The organism is Methylocystis sp. H62 (genome assembly GCF_015709515.1).
Classification (GTDB): domain Bacteria; phylum Pseudomonadota; class Alphaproteobacteria; order Rhizobiales; family Beijerinckiaceae; genus Methylocystis.
Genome location: NZ_JADNQZ010000042.1, coordinates 64,919 through 75,779, shown reverse-complemented (window position 1 = coordinate 75,779; position 10,861 = coordinate 64,919). Strand labels below are relative to the sequence as shown.

Below are 10,861 nucleotides of genomic sequence, written 5' to 3'. Positions count from 1 at the left end.
TCGACCTCCCGCGTGCGGGAGGTCGACGCTCATGCGTTGACGGGTTAGGCGATCGCCTGGAGTTCGGACGCGGTCTTGCCGATCTGGCTCTCATCGACCGCCTTCATGATGCCGTGCTCCATCAGCATGTCTTCGAGCTCGTCCATCGTGATCGGCGTCGGAATGATGCCCTTGCCCTGGTTGGCGTGGATCTTCACCGCGAGATTGCGGTAATGATTCGCCTGCTCGGACTCCGGCGCATATTCCAGCACCGTCATGCGGCGCAGCTCGGCGTGCTGCACGATATTGTCGCGCGGCACGAAGTAGATCAGCGTCGTGCCGAGCTTCTTCGCCAGAGCTTCCGCAAGCTCGAGCTCCTTGTCGGTCTGACGCTCGTTGCAGACCAGACCGCCCAGGCGCACGCCGCCGGAATTGGCGTATTTCAAAATGCCCTTGGAGATGTTGTTGCCGGCATACATGGCCATCATCTCGCCGGACATGACGATGTAGATTTCCTGCGCCTTGTTCTCACGGATCGGCATGGCGAAACCGCCGCAGACCACGTCGCCGAGAACATCGTAGGACACATAGTCGATGTCTTCGTAAGCGCCGTTTTCCTCGAGGAAGTTGATCGAGGTGATGACGCCGCGGCCCGCGCAGCCAACTCCAGGCTCCGGTCCGCCCGACTCAACGCAACGAATGTTGAGATAGCCGACCTTCATCACTTCTTCGATTTCCAGATCCTCGACGCTGCCTGCATTGGCGGCGAGGCTCAGGATGGTGTCCTGCGCCTTGGCGTGCAGGATGAGGCGCGTCGAGTCCGCCTTCGGATCGCAGCCGACGATCAAAATGCGATGACCCAGCTCGGCCAGAGCGGCGAGCGTGTTCTGGGACGTCGTCGACTTGCCGATGCCCCCTTTGCCATAAAATGCGATTTGCCGTAGTGACGACATGTCTATCTCCTCTTGGGCCCCTACTCATTGCCGCAGCTCTCTCGCGGCGCCTTGCTTCGCTGCCGAGTTAGAGAAGGACTCCCAGTAAGAGGTTCTCTTCGACGGCCCTCGATTCTGTCGAGCCGGTCCCTCTTTCGCAATGTCCATGCCAGCACTTGCCGAGTGCGGTCGCCGAATGAACACGGCTTGGAATCAATCATTTACAAATGAGCGACGGCGGGTTGTTCGATGTCAAAAAGCTAACAACCATGTGATGTGGGCGACAAAGTTATTGCCGACGCGGTCGAACGTTTTTGCGCGCTTTTTCGCCGCGCGCGGGAGGTTTTGATAGGTCGCTTCCCTGGAAGACGCGGCCGCCATGGCGAACCCCGTGCGTGTTGCGCCGCGCGCGCTTTCCGGTTTGGGGTTTGAAGCCATGGCAGGATCGTTGCTTCCAGAATCGATCCGGCGAGTCGCGCGCTTACGACAAACCGCGGCGGCTTACAGACGCGGTTGGAGCATAAGACACAATGTCAGCAATCATCAGCCTGCAGGATCGCGGCATTGTCGAAGTTGCCGGACCCGACGCGACGAAATTTTTGCATAATCTCGTCACCAACGACATCGCCAAGCTCGCCCCGGGCGAAGCCCGCTTTTGCGCGCTGCTGGCGCCGCAGGGTAAAATATTGGTCGACTTCCTTGTCTTTGTGGAAGGCGACGGCGAGACGCGCCGCTATTTGCTTGATTGCCCGAGCAGCTTGGAGCCGGATCTCCTGCGCCGTCTCGGCATGTACAAATTGCGCGCGGCGGTGAGCGTCACATCGAAAAGCGACGAACTCGCAGCCTTCTGCGTTCTCGGCGAGGCGCAACCGGAAATTCCCGCACTGGCGATGGCGCGCGACCCGCGCGCCGAGACGCTCGGCTGGCGCCTGATCGCGGCGCGTGGCGCGACGGCGGAAGACGCTCACGAAGACTATGAAGCGGCGCGGATCGCCGCCGGCGTTCCGCAAGGCGGGATTGATTTCGCCTATGGCGCCACATTTCCCCACGAAGCGAACATGGACCTGCTCGCCGGCGTTGATTTCACCAAGGGATGCTATATCGGCCAGGAAGTGGTCTCGCGCACGAAGCATCGCAACCTCGCGCGCAAGCGCGTGACGCCTTACCACGTGGCGGGCGAAGCTCCGCCGCCCGGAACAAAAGTCATGGCGGGCGAGATCGAAATCGGCGTGGCGGGCTCACACAGCGGCGATCGGGGCCTCGCGTTGATCCGCCTGGACAGGCTTGCCGACGCTATGACGGCCGGAACGGTCCTGACCGCTGGCGGCGTGTCCTTGGAATTCGTCGTGGAGCGGGCAGCGAGTTGAAGCCGGCTTAAAACTGACGCGGCGACGCGGCGGCGCCAATGGCGTGACCTCGTCGGCAGGCCGTCATCACTTCAAAGCCTCGCCCGCGAGACGCTCGCGGGCCGCTTCCGCGACGAGCGGATCGCTGTCGTTGATCAAATGTCCGATTTCTTCCACGTTCAGTCTGGTCGCGACGTAATGGCGGACGCGCCAGTCGGCGTCATCTCTCAAATCCAACAATTGTTCCGGCGTCAGCCTTTGCGCCGCTTCAAGGCGCACATCGGCGTTCGAATCTCGACACACTCGCCCGAGCCACTGAGCGTCGATCCGTTGCGCGACAATACGCCGAACTTCCACTTCCGGGTCATCGAACATCATCACCAGCAGCGCCGGCGCGACCTTTCGCGCGATGACGATCCGCACGTAATAATCCTCATCCTGCATCATCGGCAGAAGGTCTGGATCATCGAGCAGAGTGGCGACGCGGATGCGCACCTCGCGATGCGGATCGTTGCGCAATTCGCATTGATAGCGCGCAGGCAATCGCCGCACGGCTTCCCAGCGCACGGTTTCATCGGGATCCGACAATAAGCGCGGCAAGAGAAACGGATTGGCGAATTTCGCCGCGATGGCGCGCACTTCGAAATGCGGATGCGCGAGATAGCCGTCGGCGAACTCGGGATTCCAATTGAAGAAGCGATCGATGCGCCGCGCATATCGGTCGTGCACGCAGGCTTTGCGCAATTCGCATCGCCCGGCGGCCAGCAGGTCTCGATGCGCGCAGTTCGCACAATCGATATCCAACCCGCGCCAGTCGCGCGCTTCGTCGATTTCACGCGTCATCGTCGAGGCCGATTCTGTCGAGAACGCCGAGAAGAACCTTGGCGCCGATCTTGTCCGTTGGGTCGAGCTCGAGAAGTTTTGCGATGGCGATCCGGCTTTCTTCGAACGCGCCGAGGCGCATCTGCAGATAGGCGTAGCCCTTCAACGTAAACAGAAAGAAGCGCGGCAGAATTTCGTCGTAGCGATCAAAAACCGCGTCCTGCGCCGAGGCGCGTCGCCAATCCCGCGGCATGTTGTTTTCGCGCGCCGCTTTTTCAAGACAGCGATTGGCGATCTCCAGTGCTTCGCGCAATCGGCCTTTGTAAAAGTAGAAGCGATAGAAGCCGATCAGCACCGCGGCATGATCCGGGGCCCATTGCTGGGCTTGGCGTAAGTAACGCTCCGCCGTTTCAGAGTCGGCGTAGGTTTCGCTGGCGAGATGGAGAAATTCTTCGGCCTCCAGCGGCAGGCCCTCGCCAAGCAGCGCCCCGGCGAGAAGTTGCTTCTCGTCGGGGCTCAGAGAGGTCTGCTCGCCATTCACCATGACGCGCGCCTTTAATGCACATGCTCCGCGACGGGCCCGCCGGTGCTCTTGCACGATCCCGTATTCTTCGGATCGTGAAAAACGAGCCCCCCGCTTGAAGAGGAATCGGCGAAATCAATCGTGACGCCATCGAGCAGCAGGCGGCTTTCGGCCGGCAGAAAGAACTTCACGCCTTCGACGACGAATTCCTGATCGCCGGCGCGCGGCGCGACTTCGACGTCGAACAGCGCACTGAGGCCCGAGCACCCACCCGGCGACACCATCAGGCGAAAACCGCCGCCTGGATTGGCGCTGAACTGAATCATTCGCCGGATGAATTTTTGTGCGGCGGGCGTAAGCGTAAATTTCATTGCGGGCTCCTCAAGCCGGTGCTTGGTAACGGGGATAGGCGTTGTCGATCACGCAAGTATTGTCGACCGGGCAGACCGCCGCGCACTGCGGCGCGTCGAAATGGCCGATGCACTCCGTGCATTTCTTCGGATCGATGACGAATGTGCCGTTCTTCTCGGTGATCGCCACATTCGGGCATTCCGGCTCGCAGGCCGAACAGCTCGTGCACTGCGAGGAGATGATCTTAAGCGTCATGCTTTGCTCCCTAGCTGGTTCCTTGACGCATGTCTCAAGCCGCGTTGATGAGCGCGCCCTGTCGGATTTCGGCGTCGCCGCGCTCCTGATGTTCGATTTCGCCGCTGTTCACCTTGTCGAGATAGGCCTTGAACCAGGCGATCGCCGACTTCTCGATGAACTCATGGGCGAATTGATCGACGGGCTCGATCCCGGCCTTGATCAGGTCGTTCTTCGGGCAACCGCCGATCTTCGCGACGAACACAGCATGGCAGTCGTTGATGGCGCGGATAACCGTCTCCAGACTGTCCTCGTCGCCATATCCGCCCTGGCAGTAGAGATCGACGCGGCGATGTCCGACGAATTTCGCGCCCGAGGTCGAGAGTTCGTAGACCTGGAACTCTTTGGCGTGGCCGAAATGTTCGTTGATGAGGCCCGAACCCTTCGTCGCCACCGCGATCAGCAACTTGATGTCGCTCGCCGCGCCGGCCAGCGTCGCCAGCTCTTCCTGTTTGGCGGCCACCTTGGCGACACGCTCTTCTTCGACCTTCTCCTGATAGGCCTTGCGGGACTCAAGATCGTAGTCGACCTCCATCGCCATGATCTTTTCGGTGGTGAACTCAGCGCTGCGATCTTCGCCGAGCAGGCCGACCGCGTCGGCGCGGCACTGGCGACAGTGGCGCATCATATTCATCTCGCCTTCACAGCTGTCCTGCAGCGCCTTCAGCTCTTGCGCCGACGGGCCGCGCTGACCATTGAGGCCGAACACCGTGCCGTGCTCCGGAGCCGAAATCAGCGGCATGATATTGTGCAGGAACGCGCCGCGAGATTTGACGGCCTTGTTCACTTCGACGAGGTGCTTGTCGTTGACCCCGGGGATCATCACCGAATTCACCTTGCACAGAATCCCGCGCTCGGTGAGCATTTCCAAACCCTGAAGCTGGCGGTCGGTGAGGAGCTTCGCCGCTTCGACGCCGGTGTAGCGCTTATGCTTCCAGAACACCCAAGGATAGATCTTCGCGCCGACTTCCGGATCGACCATGTTGATGGTGATCGTGACGTGATCGACGTTGTAGCCGGCGATCGTGTCGACGTGATCCGGCAGCGCGAGGCCATTGGTCGACAGACAGAGCTTGATATCCGGCGCGGTGCGCGAGATCAGATCGAATGTCTTGAAGGTTTTTTCCGGATTGGCGAGCGGATCGCCCGGGCCGGCGATGCCCAGAACCGTCATTTGCGGAATGGTGGAGGCGACGGCCAAAACTTTCTTCGCGGCCTGCTCCGGGGTCAGCTTCTCGCTGACGACGCCGGGGCGCGATTCATTGGCGCAATCATATTTGCGGTTGCAATAGTTGCATTGGATGTTGCAAGCGGGCGCGACGGCGACATGCATGCGCGCATAATGGTGGTGCGCCTCTTCGCTGTAGCAGGGATGGTTCTTGACCTTCTCCCAAATCTCGGTCGGCAGATCGCCCTCTCCGGCGCCCGAACCGCAGCTCGCCTTGCCGCTGCCGCCCGACGTGCCGCACCCCTTGTGCTCGGCGATCTTCTGCATCGCGTCGCCCATGGCGACCGCCGCGTTCACCCCTTCAGCTGCCTCCGCCGTTCCAACATCCAGAGACGTCATGGCTTTGCTTCCTTCTGTCGCTGCAAAGTCGCCTGCGCCGACTCTCGGCTGAGACGGACCGTTGCATCAGTTTGTCGAAGGGATCGCAACAACCATGCCAGCGCCTCATCTATAAAATATCCTGTTATTTCCGAGACTTAACGCGACAAAACAATGTAAATATTCAAACACGTCCCTACATTCTGTGTGGCGACACTTGTTACAGATTCAACATCGTCGACCGGTTCGGCGACGCTGGGCGGCTCATCCGCTCTGACGAGCATCTGGCGCGTTATCCGTGTCGCAGCATTTTCGGCGACGCCGCATTATCCAGATAGAAGAGTGGCTACCGTGGATTTTTACGTCCAAAGCGGAACGTCACGACGCAATCGAGCGACGTCATTGATGCGTCGCTCACAGGTTGTGGGATCTTTATCGCGTTCTCAGCCGCTCGGAAACGAGCGCCGATAGAGCGTCTCGAACGCTGCGATTCGCCACGGCGTCGATCACTTCCCCGACGAAGGCTTCCGTCAGCAGCGATTGGGCTTCCACCTGGGGAATCCCGCGCGCCATCAGGTAGAAAATCAAGTTCTCGTCCAAAGCGCCGACGGTCGAACCATGCGCGCATTGCACGTCGTCAGCAAAGATTTCCAGCTCCGGCTTACAGTTGGCCTGCGCGCCTTCGGACAACAACAGCGTGCGGGCCATCATGCGCGCGTCGGTCTTTTGCGCTCCGGGCCGAACCAGGATCTTCCCCTGAAACACCGCCTGCGACGAGTCGTCCAGCACGGATTTGAACAGCGCCTTGCTTTCCGAACGTTCCGCCGCATGATCGAGGAACAAGGTCGCGTCGGCGTGCTCCTTGCCCTTCAATATGTTGGCCCCGCGCAGGCCGGCATGGGCTCCCTGCCCATTGATGTTGATGAAGGACTGGTTGCGCAACACGGCGCCGCCGAGATTGAATCCGAAATCACTCAGCTGGGCATCGGCGGCGAGCGAGGCGACGAAGGTCGAGACATGCATCGCCGCGGCGCCTTCGCGACTGATCTTGAGTCGCTCGAGGGACGCGCCCTCTTCCAGCACAATTTCGGTCGCGGCGTTCACATGGTATTCCTGCGTCGTTTCGCCCTCGAAGCTCTCGATCAGAGTCGCCCGCGCGCCTTTTTCAACGACGACCAGCGAGCGCAGGAAATAGGTCGCCGGCTGCGCGCCCGCCACGAAAACCAATTGTATCGGTCTGTCCACGCATACGCCTGCGCCAACGCGAATGACGACGCCTTCGCCCATGAAGGCGGTGTTGAGCGCGAAGGCCGGATCGTCGACCTCTCCCACATTCCCAATCTGCGTCATCGCCGCGGCGTCGCCCTTGGCTAACGCCTCCGACAGCGATACCACACTCAGCCCTGCTTCCAGATCGGCGAGATCGGAAAGCTCAGGAACAAAATAGCCACCGACGAAGACGACGCGACGTGACGTGACGCCCTCAAGAACCGCCGCACTCCGCGCGCTTTGCTTCGCGCTATCTTCCGGCGGCTCGGCCAGGGGCTTCACGTCGCGCAGTAGGGCGCGCAAATCCGTGTATTTCCATGCCTCGTCGCGGCGGTTGGGCAGGCCGGTCTTGGCAAAGGCGTCGAAGGCGGCGGTGCGCAGCTTCGCAAGTTGCGGCGCGCCGGCGCTTTGCTGCATAGCGAAGATTTCCGCCAGCCGGGCCTCGGCGTCGGTGAGTTTGCGAGCGGGAGTGGTCGGTGCGTTGCCCATGACTTACGCCGCCTCGCTCTGGTAGCGCGCGTAGCCCGTTTCCTCGAGCTCCAGAGCAAGCTCCTTCCCGCCGGTCCGCACGATGCGGCCAGCCGATTGCACATGAACGACGTCCGGCGTGATGTAATCGAGCAGCCGCTGATAGTGGGTGATCACGACGATGCCGCGATCCTTCGAGCGCAACTGATTGACGCCGTTGGAGACGACTTTCAGCGCGTCGATGTCGAGTCCCGAGTCGGTCTCGTCGAGGATGCACAGCTTGGGTTCAAGCAGCATCATCTGCAGCGTCTCGGCGCGCTTCTTCTCTCCGCCCGAGAAACCGACATTCACCGGACGCCGCAGCATCTCCATGTCCATGTCGAGGATCTTGGCGAGCTCCTTGACGCGCTTGATCAGATCGGGCGAAGACATTTCCTCCTCGCCGCGCTTCTTGCGCTGCGCGTTGAGCGCGGCGCGCAAGAAGGTCATAGTCGCGACGCCCGGCACCTCCAGCGGATATTGAAAGGCGAGGAACAGCCCCGCCGCGGCGCGTTCGTCGACGCTCATCTGCGACAGATCGGCGCCGGCGAGCAGCGCCTGTCCCTCGGTGATCTTATAGCCGGGCCGGCCGGAGAGCACATAGGACAGCGTCGATTTGCCCGAGCCGTTCGGCCCCATGATCGCATGCACCTCGCCCGCCTTCACGGTGAGGTCATAGCCATTCAGGATCTGCTTGCCGGCAATCTCGGCCTTAAGGTCGCGAATTTCCAGTAGCGCCGTCATTCCACCACTCCCACTCTATAGAGGCGTCAGCCGACGCTGCCTTCGAGACTGACCGAGATCAGCTTTTGCGCTTCGACCGCGAATTCCATCGGCAGTTGCTGCAACACGTCACGCACGAACCCATTGACCACCAGAGCGGTCGCATCTTCCTGCGATAGCCCACGCTGCATGCAGTAGAACAAGACGTCCTCCGAGATCTTTGAAGTCGTCGCCTCGTGTTCGAACACGCAGGACGGATTCTTCGCTTCGATGTAGGGGATCGTGTGCGCGCTGCAGGCGTCGCCGATGAGCAGCGAGTCGCAATTCGTGAAATTGCGGGCGCCTTCCGCCTTGCGATGCGCCGAGACGAGGCCCCGATAGGCGTTTGACGAGCGGCCGGCCGAAATGCCCTTCGAGATGATGCGGCTCGTCGTGCCCTTGCCGAGATGAATCATCTTGGTGCCGGAGTCGACCTGCTGACGACCGTTGGAGATCGCGATCGAATAGAATTCGCCGCGCGAATTATCGCCGCGCAACACGCAGCTCGGATATTTCCAGGTGATCGCCGAACCGGTCTCGACCTGAGTCCAGCTGATCTTCGAATTGGCGCCGCGGCAGTCGCCGCGCTTTGTGACGAAATTATAGATTCCGCCCTTGCCGTTCTCGTCGCCCGGATACCAATTCTGCACGGTCGAATATTTGATCTCGGCGGCGTCGAGCGTTACGAGTTCGACCACCGCCGCGTGCAACTGATTCTCGTCGCGCTTGGGCGCCGTGCAGCCTTCGAGATAGCTGACATAAGACCCTTTGTCAGCGATGATGAGCGTCCGCTCGAACTGCCCGGTGTTCTTTTCGTTGATCCGGAAATAGGTCGACAATTCCATCGGGCAACGCACGCCCGGCGGGATATAGACGAAAGAGCCGTCCGAGAACACCGCGCTGTTCAGCGTCGCGAAATAGTTATCTGAGGCCGGCACCACGGTGCCGAGATATTTGCGCACCAGTTCGGGATGCTCGCGCAGCGCTTCCGAGATTGGGCAGAAGATCACCCCGACCTTCTTCAGCTCCTCCTTGAACGTCGTCGCGACGGAGACCGAGTCGAACACCGCATCGACGGCGACGCGCGGGCGCTCTTCGCCCTCCGGCCGTTCGACGCCGGCGAGAATTTCGCGCTCATGCAGCGGAATGCCGAGTTTTTCGTATGTGCGCAGCAGCTCGGGGTCGACTTCGTCGAGTGATTTCGGACCGGCTTTCGATTTCGGCGCGGCGTAATAATAGAGATCCTGATAGTCGATCGCCGGGTAATCAACGCGCGCCCATTTCGGCTCGGTCATCGTCAGCCAGCGGCGATAGGCCTCGAGCCGCCATTCGAGCATCCATTCCGGCTCGTTCTTCTTTGCAGAAATGAAACGGACGATCTCTTCGGACAGGCCTTTTGGAGCGAGGTCGGATTCGATGTCGGTGACGAAACCGTATTTATATTGATCAGCGCCGACACGGCGAACCTGTTCAACTGTCTCTTGCACCGCCGCCATTTCGCTCTCCGTTCATTGTTGCGCTTCGTCCAGGCGCGCCTGGGCGAGGCGCCTCACTTCCGGATCAGGATCGTCGCGCAGACGCGCCAGCAATTCCGTCCCACATCGCTCCGCCACCAGGAAGCGGACTCGCAAATCTTCGTCGGCGACGAGTAGTCCCAATTGCGCCGGCGCCAACCGCTCTGCAATTATCATGCGCACGCGGGGTTCTGGATCGCGCGCCATCGCCGGGAGCCTGTCGAGGGCGATGCGGCGCGCCGCTTCGCATCGCACCTGCGGGTCGTCATCGTTCTTCGCGCCGGCGAGAATATCAGGCGGCGCGCGACGCGCGGCGATCAGGCGCACGCCGCTGTCTTCATCGAAGAGCAGCTTTACGAGGCCCGCGCCCTCGACTCGCTGGGCCATGGCCATGCGCACCTTGCGGTCGCGGTCGCCGATCAGTTTTTCAGCGAACCGCAAGGGCAGGCGTTGCGCCACCATGGCTCTGACGTCCGGCTCCTCGTCGTCGATCAGCGCCCGCAACTGAAAGACGCTTGCATATTTCACCGCGCCGACGCGCAGTTCAAAATAGGGATGGTCGAGATATTTCGTCGATTCTTGCGGACTCGCGGCGAAGAACCTGTCTATGCGGCGGGCTCTTCGGTCGCGCACGCAAACCTGGCCGAGATCGCAAAGGCCTTTCTCGCGAATCTCCCCATGCGGACAATCGCGGCAGGATAGGAAGTTTCCAAGCCAGTCGACGGCGTCCATGCGATCCATGCGATGCGTCGTCCCGCTAGGCAGCGCTTTCAGCGCTATGCCGGCACGCAAGTGTTCTCGACAGGGCAGACGACCGCACATTGCGGCGCGTCGAAGTGCCCCTCGCACTCAGTGCATTTCTTCGGATCGATGATGTACATGTCGTTCTTGAGGCGGATCGCCGCATTCGGACATTCGAATTCGCAAGCCCCGCACACCGTGCATTGTGAGGCTATGATTTTGTACGCCATGTCGCGATTCCTCATCCATTCAATGCAAGTTTAATCCCTCCCTTC

The 10,861-nt window shown here is 60.8% G+C and carries 13 protein-coding genes; 1 reads left to right on the top strand and 12 read right to left on the bottom strand.

Translation table 11 applies throughout. From position 1 onward, the window contains the following. Positions 1-44: 44 nt before the first annotated feature. Both nifH and IYY11_RS23215 read right to left on the bottom strand, forming a co-directional pair. Positions 45-932: a nitrogenase iron protein gene (gene nifH, locus IYY11_RS04035; RefSeq protein ID WP_196402825.1), complete on the bottom strand. Its 888-nt coding sequence runs from the start codon at positions 930-932 to the stop codon at positions 45-47. A gap of 231 nt (positions 933-1,163) precedes the next feature. Then, positions 1,164-1,292, bottom strand: a complete 129-nt coding sequence (locus tag IYY11_RS23215) for a hypothetical protein (RefSeq protein ID WP_281431672.1) — start codon at positions 1,290-1,292, stop codon at positions 1,164-1,166. A 149-nt stretch (positions 1,293-1,441) separates the two neighbouring features. Here IYY11_RS23215 and IYY11_RS04030 point away from each other — a divergent pair, with 149 nt between their 5' ends. After that, on the top strand, positions 1,442-2,278 hold the full coding sequence (locus IYY11_RS04030; RefSeq protein ID WP_196402824.1) for a YgfZ/GcvT domain-containing protein: 837 nt from the start codon (positions 1,442-1,444) through the stop codon (positions 2,276-2,278). 66 nt (positions 2,279-2,344) lie between these two features. On the opposite strand, the gene IYY11_RS04025 is transcribed toward IYY11_RS04030, so the two are convergent. The 10 genes from IYY11_RS04025 to IYY11_RS03980 form a co-directional block, all read right to left on the bottom strand. Continuing rightward, positions 2,345-3,100, bottom strand: a complete 756-nt coding sequence (locus tag IYY11_RS04025; RefSeq protein ID WP_196402823.1) for a 4Fe4S-binding leucine-rich repeat protein — start codon at positions 3,098-3,100, stop codon at positions 2,345-2,347. Next, the gene (locus IYY11_RS04020) at positions 3,090-3,623 is read right to left on the bottom strand and encodes a tetratricopeptide repeat protein (RefSeq protein ID WP_196402822.1); all 534 of its coding nucleotides are present in this window, start codon (positions 3,621-3,623) and stop codon (positions 3,090-3,092) included. Before IYY11_RS04020 ends, IYY11_RS04025 begins: the two co-directional genes overlap by 11 nt. A gap of 11 nt (positions 3,624-3,634) precedes the next feature. Further along, a complete protein-coding gene (locus IYY11_RS04015) occupies positions 3,635-3,973 on the bottom strand; it encodes a HesB/IscA family protein (protein WP_196402821.1) in 339 nt (112 codons plus the stop codon). A gap of 10 nt (positions 3,974-3,983) precedes the next feature. Next, positions 3,984-4,208, bottom strand: coding sequence for a 4Fe-4S binding protein (locus tag IYY11_RS04010; RefSeq protein ID WP_018406750.1), 225 nt, complete (start codon positions 4,206-4,208; stop codon positions 3,984-3,986). Positions 4,209-4,242: 34 nt separating this feature from the next. Beyond that, entirely contained in the window at positions 4,243-5,754 is a 1,512-nt protein-coding gene (gene nifB / locus IYY11_RS04005) for a nitrogenase cofactor biosynthesis protein NifB (protein ID WP_196402834.1), read from the bottom strand. A 471-nt stretch (positions 5,755-6,225) separates the two neighbouring features. Beyond that, on the bottom strand, positions 6,226-7,551 hold the full coding sequence (gene sufD / locus IYY11_RS04000; RefSeq protein ID WP_196402820.1) for a Fe-S cluster assembly protein SufD: 1,326 nt from the start codon (positions 7,549-7,551) through the stop codon (positions 6,226-6,228). A gap of 3 nt (positions 7,552-7,554) precedes the next feature. Next, positions 7,555-8,313 carry a Fe-S cluster assembly ATPase SufC gene (sufC, locus tag IYY11_RS03995; protein WP_018406747.1) on the bottom strand — a complete coding sequence of 253 codons (759 nt, stop codon included), beginning with the start codon at positions 8,311-8,313 and terminating at the stop codon, positions 7,555-7,557. A 26-nt stretch (positions 8,314-8,339) separates the two neighbouring features. Next, on the bottom strand, positions 8,340-9,827 hold the full coding sequence (gene sufB, locus IYY11_RS03990) for a Fe-S cluster assembly protein SufB (protein ID WP_196402819.1): 1,488 nt from the start codon (positions 9,825-9,827) through the stop codon (positions 8,340-8,342). A 12-nt stretch (positions 9,828-9,839) separates the two neighbouring features. Next, complete coding sequence (locus IYY11_RS03985; protein ID WP_196402818.1) at positions 9,840-10,586, bottom strand: 4Fe4S-binding leucine-rich repeat protein; 747 nt, start codon at positions 10,584-10,586, stop codon at positions 9,840-9,842. A 35-nt stretch (positions 10,587-10,621) separates the two neighbouring features. After that, a complete protein-coding gene (locus IYY11_RS03980) occupies positions 10,622-10,816 on the bottom strand; it encodes a 4Fe-4S binding protein (protein ID WP_123174894.1) in 195 nt (64 codons plus the stop codon). Between the last annotated feature and the right edge of the window lie 45 nt (positions 10,817-10,861).